The following is a 15,316-nucleotide window of genomic DNA, read 5'->3' on the forward strand; positions in this document are numbered from 1 at the left end:
ATTAATGGCCAAAGAGATTCCTCATTTCCTGCATTTTCTTCTTCACAGAAAACTCGCTGCAAAAAATGAATCCCGAATGTGGTTCAATCCATCTGCACTCGAGACTCCCGCACTTCAGAAAATCAAAAAATACAATACAAACAAGCTTGAAATGGAAATGGCGACCTATTGCCGTGATGTGATGGAGGGATTGCAAAAGGACAAAATGCGCTGTTGCCCGAAGGACCTGCTGGAAGTATTGCGGGAGTCAGGGCTCCGGGCCGACATTACTGTGATCCGGAACATACTCAAAGACAATTGGGAACTGACGTCTGAAAAGAACGGCGAATACAATTTTTATCATATCGGTACCGATGGGGAACTTGTTCCGGTGAAAAGAAAAGGACGTTACATGGAAGTTGCAATCGCCGATCTGAACAAAATCCTGTTGTAATGTTGAGTTTAGCTATTAAACAATTGAAAATAGGACAGATACACACCCCAACAATCACACAACAAATACACAACAAAATCCTGTTTGTTATGGCCGGACTACAACACCGCTTTCATTTGTTGTGCTTTTGTTGAGTCTGTATTAAGTTGAAATAATGCAGGTTAGCCATTATCCACAACACAACAACAAAAATTTGACACTTATGGCACTCACTGAAATAAAACAAATAAGTATCAAGGGTTATCTTCAGAATATGGGGGTTCTTCCCAAAAAAGAGTTCGCTTACTACGGAATGTACTTTAGTCCGTTCCGTGACGACCACAATGCAAGCTTCAAGGTGGATTACCGCCAAAACCTTTGGTATGACTTCGGCACCCAGGAAGGCGGTTCAATCATCGATCTGGTGATGAAACTGGAGAACTGCGCTTTTCATGAGGCTGCAGCCAAACTGGAGAAGGACGTTGTAGGTGTCGCCCTGAATTCTTTTTCTTTTCACCGGGATTCTATACCTGCTAAGCCAAAAAACAGGAAACCGGCAATGACCATTCGAAACATTTGCACCATTTCCCATCCCAAATTAGCAGCCTGGATAAGCACACGAAAAATTGACCTGTCCCTGGCAAACCTGTATTGCAGGGAAGTTCATTACCAGGTAAAGGACAACGTTTATTTCTCGCTTGGCTTCGGAAACGACAAGGGTGGATACGAACTGGCCAGTCCCTCAAATTTTAAAGGCTGCATTCCGCCAAAAGATATTACGACTGTAAAAAATGGTCATGGCAACTGTTTGGTATTTGAAGGCTTTTGGGACTTTCTTTCCTATTTAACACTACAAAAACTCGAAAAGACGCAGTACGATGTTGCAGTGCTCAACTCGGTGGCCAATGTTCAAAAGTCACTGGCTTTTCTGACAGACCACAGAAATATATTTGCTTATCTGGATAATGATGAAAGCGGACGAAAAGCTGTTCAGGTAATCAAAGCATCATGCTTTTCTGTCGATGACAGGTCGGTAAAGTATGCTGCATACAAAGACCTCAATGATTATTTATGCGGCAAAAAACAGGTCCGGCAAATGGAAAAAGGCAGGGGTTTTAGGCTGTAATAAAAGGCTGTTTTTTCAGGGGAAGCAAGTTTATGTTTTGGTAATACCAAAACCCCTTCATCATCCCGCTGGTCTTAACACAAAATTCAGAAAACAGATATGAGATACAAAAATGGCCGACCAGTCAAACGATTGGGTGAAAAAATGGCCTATCACATTAACGTAAAAATGGGAACGATCGACTATTACACGCTCAAGGCAAAAGCCAGGGAAGCTGATGTGAGTTTCAGCGAATGCATCCGTCAGCTCATCAGAAGAGCTTACGTGAAACAGCGGCTCTCGCCTGAGTTACATGATCATATCCGAAAACTGTCCGGAATGGCCAACAACTTAAACCAGATTGCCCGCAAAGCAAACGCTGCGGGATATTCCGATGCCCGGCTTGAATACCTATATCTGGCTGGCAAGATTGACAACCTATTGAATCAAATCCGTCATGATGGCTAAGATTGTAAAAGGACAGGGATTCCGGGGCGTTGTGAACTACGTCCTGGATCAATCCAAAGGCACCGAGATTTTGGACAGCCAGGGAGTGCGCCTTAAAAATGCCGGTTCGATCATTGACAGTTTTGTTTTTCAATCGGAAATGAACACCAGGATAAAAAAACCAGTTGGTCATATATCACTTGATTTCTCAGCGCAGGACCTGGGGGAATTGAGCAACAGCCTGATGGTGAAAATCTCACAGGAGTACATGAACTTGATGGGAATTTCCAATACGCAGTACATTCTTTGCCGTCACTTTGACAAGGAGCATCCACATGTGCACTTGGTTTTTAACCGCGTGGATAATGAGGGCAAAACAATCTCTGATCGAAACGACCGATACCGAAGCGGAAAAATCTGCAAAGAACTGACCGAAAAACATGGTTTATATTTTGCTTTGGGGAAAGAACATGTGAAGGTGCAACGGTTAAAAGAACCGGATAAAACCAGATATGAAATCTATGAATCATTGAAAGCAATCCTTCCAACATGCCATAACTGGGATCAAATTATTGCAGGGCTAAAACAATATGGCATTGGTGTGACCTTTAAGTTCAAAGGGAAAACCAGCGAAATACAGGGAGTTGTTTTCGATAAAAACGGCTATTCATTCAATGGCTCCAAAGTAGATCGACAATTCAGTTTTTCAAAAATTACCTTTCAGCTCAAACAGAATATTTCTGAGCAAGTTTACCAAAAAACGCAAATCCATTACCATATTCCGGATCACCTGGTCGCAGGAAATATTCTCAAAAGCTTATTCTATCAAATGGGGAAACACCCTGCTGTAAACGAAAACCGGACAAAACAAGATGCTGTGCCAAAACTCAAAAGAAGAAGAGGGATAAGGAGGTAAAAATGAGAAAGAATGTAAATGTTGTAGCGGTCCTGTTTGAAGAGATCAACACCCTACTGAAAACCATTGACCGGAAAATCGACAATCAGCACCAAAAGCTGGAAGATGCTGCCACCAAAGCAGACCTTCCAAGCGAAAAGATTGCCATTGAAAAGACTTTCCTGCTAACATCCCGTAATCTATCGGTCTTGGACCAAAAACTTAACCAGCTCTCAGTATCTGTTCAAGAGTCAGAAGATCAAATTCGTTCAGGGTTTGAAAGCGTTCTTTCAACTTTAAGAGACCAGGAAAACGAGCGAATCGCCCGCCACAAGCGCCAGCTTAAACTAAAATCAAGAAATGTGATCATGGCTTTCGTCTTTCTTTTCCTCTTGTTTACCGTCTCGCTGATCGGGAATATTTATCAAAGAAATGAACTAACGCGCATGAGCGATAATGATCTCAAGTACCGGTATATCAAAATGGTTGGTGGGATTAACGCGGAGGAGCTTTCCAAATTGGAAGATATGTTTCACATCAACAAGGACAAAGAGTTGATTAGGGAAATTCGGGCAGAGGTGAAGAAATTTGAAAGGGATAAGCAAGAGCAGATTAAAGATTTGGAACGAAAATAAATGGAATGAAATTGAAGAGATTAACTGCTCGTGGTCAACAAAAATCAAGTTGCGATCCTTAAACCTCTTTGCGTATCACACTTACATCGTTTCAATATTTCATATCATCTTGAGCACAAGAGACAGTGTCGATAAATAAGCAGCGAATTCTAAAATTTTACAAGTCAATGAACTTTGGCGGATTATCAAGAGAACTTCCTCAAGTTCACCAATCTATACCGGACACTTATATCACGTCATACCATCTTCTAAAAAAAAGTAGACTTTTCTTAAAAAAGCACCTGATCATTAATTAATTAAATTAATCTGGTATCGAAATAACAAATTGACCGTTTTGCAGTTGGCAATGGCTGAATCCTTTGTTATCCTTTTTCATCTTCTTAGCTCATCGATGTCGTTATTTTGCTTCAGGCCATTGATGTAAGCGATCACACACTCAAAAAGACCGTAAGCTGGACTACAACAATTTTGCCTGTGAAGTGGGTTTTGGCGCTTTGACGACCAGGATACGCGCAACTACATCCGACTGATTCGACAGGCAATGAACAATACCTTTCGGACTTTCGACCAGGCTGTCTTTTCGCACCGGGATGGTTTCATCTCCCACTCTCACATCCGGTTTGCCTTCTAAAATGTAAAAGAAAACGTCAACTGGAGTGATGTGCGGTTTTAATGATTCGCCAGGCTGCAGTGTAATGTGCATGGCCTGGGCACTTTCACTGTCGTATAGTTGACGTACATCCACTTTGTGCGGAGTTTCAACAATTGGAGTCTTTTGAACTTCTGCTATTTTCATTATTTTAAAATTATAAGTTTAACTGATTGAATTAATTTATTGCCTTCATCTTGCAGGTCAAATGTAAATCCCGAAATTTGCCACTTCTTTACGAATAAACGAAGAGCTCCCATAATGATGACGGCTAAATGAGCCGCATCAATATCGTTACGTAACTCATTGTTGTTTTGGCCTTCATTTAAAATGGTCAGCAGTATTTTGTTATTCTGCTCAATTAGCTCAGAAATTTTTTCGATGAGTACTTTCTCATTGCGAAACATTTCTTCAGAAAACACAACCGAAGCCAGTGAAGGCATTTCTGAGAATGATCTAAAATGTTTTTTAAATAGCTGTTCAATTTTTTGAGCAGCCGATTCTTCTGATTTTAACTCAGATGAAAATATGTCGTTGCTGTTTTGTTTCATCAAATCAAGAATGGAAACCAGGATCTGTATTTTGTTCTCAAAATGTCGATAGATGGCTGGTTCGGTAATCCCTAACTTTTTCGATAGGTTTTTTATTGTCAGGCTCTGAATGCCATTTTCATTGATTAGTCCGAGTGCGGTTTCAATAATTTCCTGTTGTCTTGCTGTCTGCATAGGCCTGTTATTTACTCTTTTTTAAATATCTCTTTCAAAGGTATAAAGTTAGTTAATAAACACTAACTTTCAAATAAAATTAAGGATGAATTTTCTCCAGACAGTTCACCGAAAGATTGCCAAACCCGTCATTCCCGTCTTCGGAATACTCCCAGCCACGATATTTTAAAATTTTTATCAACTCACGATTTACCATTCCATGAGCTACTACCAAGGCCCAACCATTTCTATGCGCAAAAGCTGTTAGTTCATCCGTGAAAGTATTCAGTTCATCGATCCGTTCCCTGTAGCCGGATTTCTCTCCCTTATTTATCCCGGCCATCCAGGCGACACGCGAAATAAAAAGCCACCCTTTTACCGGAAGCTGTATAACTGGCACCTGCACTACCTGGTAATCGAGTTCGGATAATGTGCTGTCAATTTTTAGTACAGCATTTCCACTTAATAGAATTTCTGCCGTTTCTTGTGCCCGTGGTTGCGGGCTACAAAACACAGTGTCCAGTTTTTCGTAATCGGCCACCTTCTGTAATACCCCTTCCGGATTGAATGCTTCCACACCGGCTACATTGTATGCTGCCTTGTACTTGGACGAATTTTTTGATGTTCCCCAACCGGGTTTTTCCAAAGCAACAGTAGCATGACGCACTAAATAAATCCGGGGATTTGTGTGGGCGATTATCCCGTTAAGTAGGATAGATGATATGATGCAAAATTTTAAAAGCATATCAAAACTGATAATTCACAGAAAAATTAAATAACCGGTCATCGGAACTAGTAGCAAAAGAGATGCTTACCACAGCCATGTCGAAGGGTGAAAACCAAAGACCAAGGCCGGTACCATTGTGCCATTTTTTCGAATCTTCACCTTCGAGCCAAACACGGCCGATATCGTTAAATGCCAACACACCCGCTGTTCCGTTGAGTAAGTAGGTTTGAAACTGCTTCATCCGGATACGTATTTCGGCATTTAGATAAAGCGATGCATCGCCATAAAAACGGGTTTGCCGGTATCCCCGCAGATTTTCCGTGCGTCCCAGTTTTGCTGCTTCGTGGAAAGCGTAATCACCAAACAATTTTTCGCCGCCGATCCGCAGGGCATACACTACACGTGGCCTTTGGGAGAAACTCAGATAAGCAACCCAGTCACCCGATACTTTAAAAAAATTCCTGGTATGGTCATTAAGTCCGACAAAGTAGCTAGCACGCGTATTTAGATGCATTCCATGGGTGGGAAACGTATTGCTCCCGACAAATTCTTCTTCTTCTTTTCGCTGTATTTCTGCAAGTGTATTGAATTCATATTTAAAATAACCACCGCCATAAGAGTGGGGCATGAGGTCAATATCAGTCAAACCGTTTCCAATCTGCGCAATATACCGGCCTGAAGTTTCTTCAGCATCGGCATAATTGTAAAGCAAACCAGGTCCTGCTTTATGAATTCTATCGGCATCAAGCCATTTAATAAAGTCTAGCTGTGCATGAAAACTGCTCATTCGTAGGCGGTAAAATTCTTTTTCAGATTTAGGAACTTCCCATTTGGTTTCGTTTCCCATACCGAAATAATTTCCGGCAAATTCTGGGGAATTATAACCTGTGCTAAAGTTGATGTCGACACGGCGCAATGGATAGCTGTTTTGGGCACCAGCGCGGAGGTTGAAGGCATTGGATGCAAAAGCATAATTCCCCAAAACTTCGTATCGTTGCTGTCGATACCTTGAGTATTTTGTAAAAACCGGACCACCTCCCAGAAATGTGCCGTCATCCGGATTGTATCCGGAGAATATTCCGAGGTAAATCACATCATATTGAAAGTGTTCCCTGTCGTATTCTAATGCATCCGGGTCATAGCGGGTTTTCAGCCTGTCGGAAAGTTCCGGTGAAATTTCTGTAGTCTTTTTGTCGTAAACCGATACTTTTTTTTGTTTTAACTTCTCACCTGAAATTATCTCATCTTTATTTTTCCCGCCAATAATCTTTAGATCAATTCTCAGACGATGATTCCCCTTCAGTTCGAACCGGTCTTCCCCTTGCCGTCCATACAAGTGTATTTTTTTAGTTTCTGCGGCATAAAACGTACGATGGTAAAATTGCAGTCCTTTTTGTCCCTTCTTTTTTAGTTCATATCCCGAAATCTGGAGCACCGTATCTGAAGACGCCATGATTTCGAAGAAATCAGACTCCTCCGTACCGGTAACGCTTACCTCTTTTGTCAGAGACAAATACAGTTTGCGTGCCATGGGTTCTAGGTTTTCGATGCGGGCTTTCAAAATGCGGGCTGTTTCCGGAGCACACAACGGGTAAACTTCTTTTGGAAAAGCATGCATAGCAGCATCTATCCGTTGACCCGTCAGTAAAATTTTGAGTGAATCGATTTGCCGGAGCCAGTCTTCCCAATCGGCTTGAACAAGAAAAGAGCGATCGAAGTACCGTGCGTTAAACGATTGCCCCTCCATATTCTCTGTATAGTCGGTATACCCTTGGAGTTTTGGAAGTAGCCATTTACGAGCGGCAATCCACGGTATAACGCCCTCGTTTAGAAAAAAGGCCTGATCGCGGTCGCGCGGAATGGGTTTGTAAATCGTTTGTCCGTTACGTTCAAAACCTGCCCATCTCCACTGGTCTTCGTGCCGGTCCCAGTCGTTTATCACAATATCGAACAGGCGGGCACGCAGCACAGCATCTTCGTCCACAACATGATTGGAAGAAGCGGTAGTTTTTTCTATCACTTTCGCGGTGGAAATAATGTTTCTCGAACGCCCAAAGCCGTCCACATCGCTGCGGTCGTCGTCGGGGCGCTCTTCGAAAAGGAACAACTTTTCCGCCACATCGCGCCGGTAAATCCCAAAGCGAGGGTCGTCCGGTACATAAACTAGCTCCGGATTGGTGTGAAAAACACCTGCATGTTCAGCCAGTGCCGCCACTACCGGGGCCGCGTAAGGATTGGATGCCGAAATCTGATCTTGTACCAAATCTACGGCAAACGTTTTGTGCAACTCTTCCGGCACAGCGCCTTCCACAAATTTGTCGATGGAACGAAGCACATACTGTTTTCCTATGTCATCCTCTAGGCGTAGGGACAAGGTTTGCTGTCCTCCACCTCGCTTTAATATTTTCAAACCTCCTTTCCTTATGCCAATGTCGAACACCTTTACTTTTACAGGGACTTTCCAGATATCCCGATAATTTTTTCCTAAGTATTTGTAGGTCGATTCATCGATGTTGTATCGAAAACTAGCAATCACCTCCGTACTATCAGGTAGTTGCATTAAGACTTTGGATATGGGGTTGTCATCCGAGAAGACTTTTCTGTAGAGTACTTTCCTGAAAACCGTCTCTTGGCTATTGAAAAATGCTATGTCGCATTGTCCCTCAGGAGCAAAGGAGAGTTGAGCAAAGCCTTTTTCTTCTGAGCCGAATTCTGGAGAATCTTTTCGCACGTATTCTCCGTCGTGCCAGGATCCTGAAATAACAAAATGATTATTGTTATACTGAAAATATTGCATGTTTTCCTCGCCGGAAGAAACATACAACACTTCTGGGTATTTTTTTAGAACAGAAAGTAAACCATTCCGAAAATCCTTAAAGTCGGGATGCTGGTTATCGTCCCGATTGCCCGGAAATTTGCGGTAAAAAGTATACGGCAATTGCATCAGCCATTGTTTGGTAGAAAAATAGCCGCTGGTGTTCCCGTAGCTTTTCAGGGAGTGATGACCGGCTACCACCACATGTTTTCCCGCATAATGCCGGCGGATGGCATCTTCGATCTGACTAAGCACGTCCCTCTGGCTTTCAATGTCGCATTTATTGAGACGGCGGTCGTATTTATGCACCCACCACCAGGAGTCAATCAAAATCACCACTAGGTGGTCGGAAAGTATTACCTCGGTTGGCCCGGGACAAGCTTCATTGGGAAAGAGAAAGGGGTTGTTGTATTGCTCTGGCAGATTCTCCGTTAGTTGTTTGATAAAACTTTTTCCTTTGCGGTTGCCGCCAGCCCATTCGGTTTTTCCGGGAGCAATCAGCACCGAATGTTTTTCATTGAGCAACAATTCACCGGGGAATTTTCCGGTTTGCGCATCAACAGCATTACCAGTCAATAAAACGGCAAAATTCTCCTGCATGCCGATCCGGTCTCTCCATTGGTTTAAAAGTGCAGTATCCGATTTCTCCCCGTAAACGTTCCCGCTTGAAAAAATTGTGAATGCAGTTTCTTCCTGAGCGAACATCAAATTCCCTTGGTATAGGAAAAACACAAAAGGCCAATATTTTACAATTTTCAGCATTCGGCTTCTTATATGAACACAAATAAAAATGCACCGACACTAATTACCAGGCCCGCCATAAAAACATTGTAGGCCCAGCGCAGCAACTGGTATTTTTTTGCCAGCACTTTGCCCAAAGAATACTGGTCTTTAGTGAGTGTGGAATAGAGATAAGGATCGTCATTTATCATTTCGGCAACGGCCCATTCATATTCTTCCAGATCCATATTATAAAAGTTTCCAAAAAATATTAGATTTACTTTCTGTTGTTTTATGTCTTCTCGCGTAAATTTGCCAGAAGATATGTTTGGGCGGGTGGACAGAATAGCCAGCACAATCGTAGACAGACTGAACAAGATGAAAATGATGGTGGGCCCAATTATAACTGGTTCCTGCTTGAATTTACTAACCAAGGTAGCCAGCGCCAGCGAAATGATGATGCCGTTCAGAGAAATGAGAATATTTGATTTATTGTCAGCAATGTGACTCAGGTTAATCTGGTTACGGGCAGTCAGTTTAAACATGGAGGCCACTCCGCGCGAGTAACTTTTCGACTTGGCTGCTTTCATTTTCGCTTTCGTGGCCCGTTTGGCAATGCGCTCCTTCAGTATTTCGATGTTTTTTTGTTTTGTCTCATCCAGGTTTTTATTACAAAATACCGTGTGCCAGTTGTGCTCCTCAAACAATTTGAGCGACTCCCTGTCGAATTCGATTCTTTCCAGCCTCCGGACACCTGCATTTTTTTGTTCCTGCCGGAGTTTTTCCGACTGTTCAAAATAATTGTCCTGGCCAAAGTGCATAAAATCGGCATCGCAAAGCACCTTCGCCACAAGGCTTCTGGCATTTTGGGGTAAAGTGGTTGCCATGATGCTCTCCTTTACCTCGGTGCGGATGTTTTCATCCACATCCTGGTGTTCAAGAAATTTGGCAGCCATTGCAGCGCTTTCTTTCTCATGCCCTTTGTAGGTTTTAATGTAACCCACGTCATGAAACCAGGCCGCTACCCTAAGGATGCTCATTTCATCTTCAGACAGATTCTCTTTGGTGCCGATAAAAACGGCATTTTTTACCACATCTATCGTATGATCCAGTGTGTGGTACGAATATTTTTCTGGAGTTTCATTCTTTATGAGACTGGTAACAAACTCTTCAGTCTCTCTGATAATTGTTTCATTGATCCTCATTGTTTCCGAATTTTTGATATTTCGATTTCTTCATTGAAAATATAAAGTAAAACCGGTCGGTTGATTCCCTTAATTTTTGCCGGTTTCTGAGGCACAAACATCGATTTAACATTCGCATCGATTTCATTGAAAACTTCTTGGGAAATGATGAGCTGTGAATGCCATAGCTTATTTAATTGTTCAATGCGCGAAGCAATTATCACCACATTTCCTGTAATGGAATACTGTTTGCGTACCGAAGAGCCAATATTTCCGATAACTGCTTCGCCATAATGCAGGCCAATACCAATTGTTGTTTTGGGAATATTTCCGGCAGTATTTGCCTGCCTTACCCTTTCGATGATTTCCACTGCAGCCAGTACTGCTTTTTTCGGGATATTCCCTTTGGAGACAGGGGCGCCGAATGTGGCCATAAACCCGTCGCCCAGAAATTGATTGATGACGCCATCATACCGTTGTACGCTGTCTATCATAAAAGAAAAAAGATTATTAAGATAGGTTACAACCTCTTCTGGCGTATGTTTCTCTACAAACGGCGTAAAATTTCGGATGTCAAGAAACATGACACAAACGTATTTGCGTGTACCAGTCAACTCATCTTTTTTTTCAAGAATACTATCGGCTATTTGAGGTGAAATCTGTTGTCCGAATAAGTCGATGACCTCATTTTTTTCATTAATACTTGCCAATGAAGTCAGCATTTTCTTTTTGATTAAATCAGCCACAAATCCTGCCGCAATCCCCGAAATCAATAGTATGACACCTTGCCCCAAGTACTGCATTCCGGTTAAATCGGGATGAAAGCGGTCAACTGGAATATCGCTGAAAACAGTAGAATAATAAATGGAAACGGCCACATACTCAACCGCCGCTAATCCACCTGAAAAAGCCGAAAGCCTGAAATTGAGCCGTAAAGTAGAGAGTACTATAAAAAGAAAATAAGTGAGGGGCGCAGGGGATTGGAGAATAACTGTTTGCTCCGAATATTCAACGATAAAAATAAATAAAATGGTAAGGAGCGTTATTTCTGAGAACGAGTTTAAATACCCAAAAGCACTCCGGTGGTGAGAGAACAATGCCATCTCTTTCCCAATGAAGTAATGCACCGATGATTCGTAAAGAATCATTATCAGTGTAAAAATGAGAATAGCATAAATAGCAATGTGCGTATTGAAAAGAGAAATATACTCAGTGCGATAAAAAAAGTAGATAATTATTAGGAGAACAGCCTCAAGTCCAAGTAAACTAATTAGAATAAGCGCTCTAAGTCGCTCACTACCCGCAATTTCAGCGTTAAATAGCATCCCCGTATTTTTTCGCTGTTTGCGAGATGTGTGTTTTCTGTTTGGCATCATTTGTAGCTTATTGTTTATAATTATTTTGGAGAAGTATTCATTCAATCTTTATAGGATCAATGGTTCCTACCAAATGAATTAGCCGAGCTCTCGATACCGATCGGTCGTATTTATTGAAAAATGTCATGACGATCGCTATCGTTTCAAGATGTCAAAATTAAAGGACGGCGTCAGGATACAGCTCTATCGAGATTGCAGACAACAAGTCAAACACCTAATGAGGGAGAAGGATTCCGATTCATTGTCCTATCTTCTGCTCTTCCTTGCATTTTTTTCTTGCGGATGAGCGTTGAGTTTGTTTGCTGGAGTCGTCTTTTTGGTTAATTCAACATTAAGCGTAGTACTGCTTATTGAGTCCAAAGAAATGACAACTTGTTCATGGCCTGGTGCCGAGAAAACCACGGTCCTGGCGGAATCATTGGTCCATAATTTGTAATTTCCATTGACATCTGAAATTGTTCCGATTGTTGTTGTTTCGAACAGAATACTGGCGGCTTCGATTGGTTGCTGAGTTCCCTTCTCAATAATAATTCCCGACAGGTTTATATCCTGTCCAGAAATAGAATTTGCTCCTGCTAAGAGAATTACTAACATTAAAATTTTATATCCGGGGACTTTCATGTCTTTTTCTGATTATAGATTCAATTTCCGTAACCTGTGTATAATTTTTCAACTACAATCTAGAGCATGCTAACCGACTTTTCCTGTTTTAGCAGGCTATGAACGATAAAGCTCGATATCAAATATTTTTGGTTTTCAAGGTTTGAATCAACGTCAGGTTGATTTTGAGAGTCTTGATAATAGAATTGGTTATTGATAATTGAGAATGCGGAAAGCGACAGTATGCTTGTGAAAAGATATTTCGGATCAATCGGATTGATCAATCCCTTATCTTCCGCAAGAATGATTTCTTTTTCAAATTTACTGATAAAAATTTCGCTTAGTTCACTGATGATGCTGGAGACCTGCTGATTCGTGTTTAATCCATTGAGTATGAAAGAAGGCAAATGTGGATGAATGGTAAACACGTTCAGTGTCTGAGAAACGAACTCGTCGATTAAGTCGAAAAGGTTCGTGTTGCCCTGCGATATAGCTTCTACGTTCTCAAAAATGATATCGATTATTTTATCCATTACAGTTTTAAATAAACTTTCCTTTGAGCGGTAATAATAATGTATGGATGACTTACTGACGTTGGCATGTTGTGCAATCTCACTTAGTGTCGCACCGGCAAATCCTTTTTGAAAAAAGATGACTATGGCTGAATCAAGGATTCTTTCATCCTTTTTAACTAATACTCTCATTTTGATTTATTTTTATGAATGATAGTTGTGTGATATGAAGTCATAGGATTTATGAATGCCTATTTGAAATAGATCATCTTAACCTGAATCGTGGTGTCTTCTGTCAACTTGAACGACGCTTTATCAAATGATGGTTTGTTGGTAGGACTAATCGACTGAAAGTTGGAAAATCCCAGTCCTTCTTTGGGCAAAAATAATCCCTTCTCAATTTCACCATCATTATTTTCATCATGGAAAATGCTTACGGCATATTCTCCTGGAACAAGTTGATGAAAGGTTGCAGTCGAGCTTCCTTCGGTAATTGCTCCCCGGTTTTTCTTGAAGTACTTATTTAATTCTTTGTCGGGAAGCGCGTCTTGAGTGTTGTACAAAACAAACATGACATGTCCTTCCGAGTTTCTGAGGCTCTCGACATTTACAGACAATGAATGGTTACCTTTTTTTGAAGGGATCCGAAAGGAGTAGCTAAATCCGATTAGGGTAAATAGTAAGCCGAAGGCGATGTTTCTCATTAACAATGATCTTTTCATAATTCTGAATTTTAATTTGAATTCAAATCTGGTGTTATTTGTCTGAATCCAACGAGTTCTCCATACTTATATTACAGACGTGCTCGTCGGCCTTGTAATTCCTTAGTTTACATCATATATGTAGGTATGTAGATGAATGAACTATATTGTTCGTTTTAATCGTTCCGCGGCTACTAATCTGCGGGTGATTTGTTCTTAATGGCCTGAGCTTCGCTGACCATTTTATTGAGGAGCTGTTCTTGGTTCATAAATAGACGGAAGCCACCCAAGATGTTAACAGCTAATGATTTGGCTGTTCGTTTGGACTTAAACACTTTTTCTTCTTTTCCATGGTTTATTATTTGCAATAAGTAGCGCTTAGCACTAATTTTTATTTTTTGTAATAGATTCTGTATCTCAGGACTTTTATTCAACAATTCAGCGGAGAAGATTATGGTGAGGTAATAAGGTTTGATGTTAAATAAGGAATAAAGGTTTTTAAAGAGATAGTTTAATTCTTTCTCTGGCGGGAATTTTTTTTGTTTGGCCGTAGTTACCAATTGATTCAGTTCACTTTCTAAACTTTCTAACATCGTGAGTAGAATCTCTTCTGTTGTTTCACAATGACAAGGAAGGGTCCGTTGGTCGATATTTAAATCACGGGCTAGTCTTTCCGGAGACAAGGATTCTATTCCGGATTCAATGATTATTTTTCCAACTTTAGCAATAATCTCTTCATCATGTTTTTCCATCGTTTTTATTTTAATAGTTAAAATTAACTAACTTTGTACATATAGCTTACTTTATTGAATACGATCTATATGTAATGTCTATTTAATAGTTGGTTCAGGTTACTAACCCGGCGTCTTTCATTTTGACCATGAGCAACCCAATAAATACTCATAAAGTGATTGGCTCAGTCGTGTCTACCTGCATCAACTATAATTTCAAACATGCGGTGCCCGCAGAAACCCACTTAGTGTTTGAAATAAATCCACTCCTTTAGACCTCAAATCAAAACTGTATCCCGTGTTTTTCCATTGGCGGACTAGAAACCGAACAGATCCAAAAAATACGATGACAAACATTTCGCTGTCAAATTCGGGTGCTATGACTTTTTTGCGTTTCATTTTCATTAATAATCCGAGCAGCAATTGCTCATTTAGACCCTGAATTTCACTTACTTTTGTCATTAATCGTTCTTCGTCCCTGAAGATCTCTTCTGAAAGAACAACCGATGTTAAGGCAGGATTATTAATAAAGTTCTCAAAAATTTGATCGAAATATTCGTGAAACAAATCCATTGGATTTGATGATTTTTGCACGGTCGAATGTTGGTATATTTCGATCTCTTGTCGGAATGTTTCCAATATTGTATACAAGATGTCAGACTTACTTTCAAAATGACGATAGATACCGGGCTCGGAAATACCAATCTCTTTTGATAGGTTCTTTATCGTAAATCCATGGACTCCTTTTGAATCTATCAGCAGAATGGATTCAACGATGATTTGCTTTTGCCTTTCAGATAACATTTTTTCTTTGTTAGTGAATATTTACTAACAAAGAAAGCGTATTTTTTTCTAGTTTCCAACTCTTCGGTAAATTATTTTGAGGATTTTGATTTGATGTTCAGACATTTCAGGAAAAAATCATCAGATGAAATTGCTATAAATACCATGCGCGTCCCATCAGATCATTGTTTTGAAACGTATTTCCCTGACCTCTTCTACCTCTGTACCTAAAAGACTCAATACCCACCACACGCCACGGTCTGTGCTTTAAAATTTTCAAGCTTTTCCACAGCCCACGCAGTAATATAATGACACGTCAA

16 protein-coding genes are annotated in these 15,316 nt (G+C 40.8%); 5 read left to right on the forward strand and 11 right to left on the reverse strand.

Translation table 11 applies throughout. The features are described from left to right. From N2K84_RS05980 to N2K84_RS06000, 5 genes are all read left to right on the forward strand, one after another. A partial coding sequence (locus N2K84_RS05980) for a hypothetical protein (protein WP_428221981.1) occupies window positions 1–433 on the forward strand: 433 nt, incomplete at its 5' end. A 202-nt stretch (window positions 434–635) separates the two neighbouring features. Beyond that, complete coding sequence (locus N2K84_RS05985) at window positions 636–1,538, forward strand: toprim domain-containing protein (RefSeq protein WP_282590880.1); 903 nt, start codon at window positions 636–638, stop codon at window positions 1,536–1,538. Between the two features lie 99 nt (window positions 1,539–1,637). Then, window positions 1,638–1,985: a MobC family plasmid mobilization relaxosome protein gene (locus tag N2K84_RS05990; RefSeq protein ID WP_282590881.1), complete on the forward strand. Its 348-nt coding sequence runs from the start codon at window positions 1,638–1,640 to the stop codon at window positions 1,983–1,985. Further along, complete coding sequence (locus N2K84_RS05995) at window positions 1,975–2,880, forward strand: relaxase/mobilization nuclease domain-containing protein (protein ID WP_282590882.1); 906 nt, start codon at window positions 1,975–1,977, stop codon at window positions 2,878–2,880. The genes N2K84_RS05990 and N2K84_RS05995 overlap by 11 nt, the downstream gene beginning before the upstream one ends. A 2-nt stretch (window positions 2,881–2,882) precedes the next feature. Further along, window positions 2,883–3,494, forward strand: a complete 612-nt coding sequence (locus N2K84_RS06000; protein ID WP_282590883.1) for a hypothetical protein — start codon at window positions 2,883–2,885, stop codon at window positions 3,492–3,494. A gap of 457 nt (window positions 3,495–3,951) precedes the next feature. Here N2K84_RS06000 and N2K84_RS06005 read toward each other — a convergent pair whose 3' ends face one another. The 11 genes from N2K84_RS06005 to N2K84_RS06055 all read right to left on the reverse strand — a co-directional run bounded on the left by N2K84_RS06005 (window position 3,952) and on the right by N2K84_RS06055 (window position 15,017). Then, window positions 3,952–4,290 (reverse strand): cupin domain-containing protein, encoded by a 339-nt coding sequence (locus tag N2K84_RS06005; protein WP_282590884.1) that lies wholly within the window; start codon window positions 4,288–4,290, stop codon window positions 3,952–3,954. Continuing rightward, window positions 4,290–4,868: a TetR/AcrR family transcriptional regulator gene (locus N2K84_RS06010; RefSeq protein WP_282590885.1), complete on the reverse strand. Its 579-nt coding sequence runs from the start codon at window positions 4,866–4,868 to the stop codon at window positions 4,290–4,292. The genes N2K84_RS06005 and N2K84_RS06010 overlap by 1 nt, the downstream gene beginning before the upstream one ends. A gap of 79 nt (window positions 4,869–4,947) precedes the next feature. Then, the gene (locus tag N2K84_RS06015; RefSeq protein ID WP_282590886.1) at window positions 4,948–5,592 is read right to left on the reverse strand and encodes a histidine phosphatase family protein; all 645 of its coding nucleotides are present in this window, start codon (window positions 5,590–5,592) and stop codon (window positions 4,948–4,950) included. A 1-nt stretch (window position 5,593) separates the two neighbouring features. After that, window positions 5,594–9,151 (reverse strand): BamA/TamA family outer membrane protein, encoded by a 3,558-nt coding sequence (locus tag N2K84_RS06020; protein ID WP_282590887.1) that lies wholly within the window; start codon window positions 9,149–9,151, stop codon window positions 5,594–5,596. A gap of 8 nt (window positions 9,152–9,159) precedes the next feature. Then, window positions 9,160–10,314 carry a Pycsar system effector family protein gene (locus tag N2K84_RS06025; RefSeq protein WP_282590888.1) on the reverse strand — a complete coding sequence of 385 codons (1,155 nt, stop codon included), beginning with the start codon at window positions 10,312–10,314 and terminating at the stop codon, window positions 9,160–9,162. Continuing rightward, window positions 10,311–11,669, reverse strand: a complete 1,359-nt coding sequence (locus tag N2K84_RS06030; RefSeq protein WP_282590889.1) for an adenylate/guanylate cyclase domain-containing protein — start codon at window positions 11,667–11,669, stop codon at window positions 10,311–10,313. Before N2K84_RS06030 ends, N2K84_RS06025 begins: the two co-directional genes overlap by 4 nt. A 246-nt stretch (window positions 11,670–11,915) precedes the next feature. Continuing rightward, window positions 11,916–12,290 carry a carboxypeptidase-like regulatory domain-containing protein gene (locus N2K84_RS06035; RefSeq protein WP_282590890.1) on the reverse strand — a complete coding sequence of 125 codons (375 nt, stop codon included), beginning with the start codon at window positions 12,288–12,290 and terminating at the stop codon, window positions 11,916–11,918. Window positions 12,291–12,349: 59 nt separating this feature from the next. Next, window positions 12,350–12,973 carry a TetR/AcrR family transcriptional regulator gene (locus N2K84_RS06040; protein WP_282590891.1) on the reverse strand — a complete coding sequence of 208 codons (624 nt, stop codon included), beginning with the start codon at window positions 12,971–12,973 and terminating at the stop codon, window positions 12,350–12,352. A 59-nt stretch (window positions 12,974–13,032) separates the two neighbouring features. Next, window positions 13,033–13,503 carry a DUF2141 domain-containing protein gene (locus tag N2K84_RS06045; RefSeq protein WP_282590892.1) on the reverse strand — a complete coding sequence of 157 codons (471 nt, stop codon included), beginning with the start codon at window positions 13,501–13,503 and terminating at the stop codon, window positions 13,033–13,035. A 173-nt stretch (window positions 13,504–13,676) separates the two neighbouring features. Continuing rightward, a complete protein-coding gene (locus N2K84_RS06050) occupies window positions 13,677–14,234 on the reverse strand; it encodes a hypothetical protein (protein WP_282590893.1) in 558 nt (185 codons plus the stop codon). Between the two features lie 195 nt (window positions 14,235–14,429). Continuing rightward, a complete protein-coding gene (locus N2K84_RS06055; RefSeq protein WP_282590894.1) occupies window positions 14,430–15,017 on the reverse strand; it encodes a TetR/AcrR family transcriptional regulator in 588 nt (195 codons plus the stop codon). Window positions 15,018–15,316 lie beyond the last annotated feature (299 nt).

The sequence above is a fragment of the Gaoshiqia sediminis genome (assembly GCF_025907915.1).
In the GTDB taxonomy this organism is placed as follows: Bacteria; Bacteroidota; Bacteroidia; order Bacteroidales; family Prolixibacteraceae; genus Gaoshiqia; species Gaoshiqia sediminis.

What these genes read in the sequence shown, in the direction of transcription:
- N2K84_RS05985 (WP_282590880.1), top strand. Translation starts at nt 636, where the DNA reads ATGGCACTCACTGAAATAAAACAAATAAGTATCAAGGGTTATCTTCAG.
- N2K84_RS05990 (WP_282590881.1), top strand. Translation starts at nt 1,638, where the DNA reads ATGAGATACAAAAATGGCCGACCAGTCAAACGATTGGGTGAAAAAATG.
- N2K84_RS05995 (WP_282590882.1), top strand. Translation starts at nt 1,975, where the DNA reads ATGATGGCTAAGATTGTAAAAGGACAGGGATTCCGGGGCGTTGTGAAC.
- N2K84_RS06000 (WP_282590883.1), top strand. Translation starts at nt 2,883, where the DNA reads ATGAGAAAGAATGTAAATGTTGTAGCGGTCCTGTTTGAAGAGATCAAC.
- N2K84_RS06005 (WP_282590884.1), bottom strand. Translation starts at nt 4,290, where the DNA reads ATGAAAATAGCAGAAGTTCAAAAGACTCCAATTGTTGAAACTCCGCAC.
- N2K84_RS06010 (WP_282590885.1), bottom strand. Translation starts at nt 4,868, where the DNA reads ATGCAGACAGCAAGACAACAGGAAATTATTGAAACCGCACTCGGACTA.
- N2K84_RS06015 (WP_282590886.1), bottom strand. Translation starts at nt 5,592, where the DNA reads ATGCTTTTAAAATTTTGCATCATATCATCTATCCTACTTAACGGGATA.
- N2K84_RS06020 (WP_282590887.1), bottom strand. Translation starts at nt 9,151, where the DNA reads ATGCTGAAAATTGTAAAATATTGGCCTTTTGTGTTTTTCCTATACCAA.
- N2K84_RS06025 (WP_282590888.1), bottom strand. Translation starts at nt 10,314, where the DNA reads ATGAGGATCAATGAAACAATTATCAGAGAGACTGAAGAGTTTGTTACC.
- N2K84_RS06030 (WP_282590889.1), bottom strand. Translation starts at nt 11,669, where the DNA reads ATGATGCCAAACAGAAAACACACATCTCGCAAACAGCGAAAAAATACG.
- N2K84_RS06035 (WP_282590890.1), bottom strand. Translation starts at nt 12,290, where the DNA reads ATGAAAGTCCCCGGATATAAAATTTTAATGTTAGTAATTCTCTTAGCA.
- N2K84_RS06040 (WP_282590891.1), bottom strand. Translation starts at nt 12,973, where the DNA reads ATGAGAGTATTAGTTAAAAAGGATGAAAGAATCCTTGATTCAGCCATA.
- N2K84_RS06045 (WP_282590892.1), bottom strand. Translation starts at nt 13,503, where the DNA reads ATGAAAAGATCATTGTTAATGAGAAACATCGCCTTCGGCTTACTATTT.
- N2K84_RS06050 (WP_282590893.1), bottom strand. Translation starts at nt 14,234, where the DNA reads ATGGAAAAACATGATGAAGAGATTATTGCTAAAGTTGGAAAAATAATC.
- N2K84_RS06055 (WP_282590894.1), bottom strand. Translation starts at nt 15,017, where the DNA reads ATGTTATCTGAAAGGCAAAAGCAAATCATCGTTGAATCCATTCTGCTG.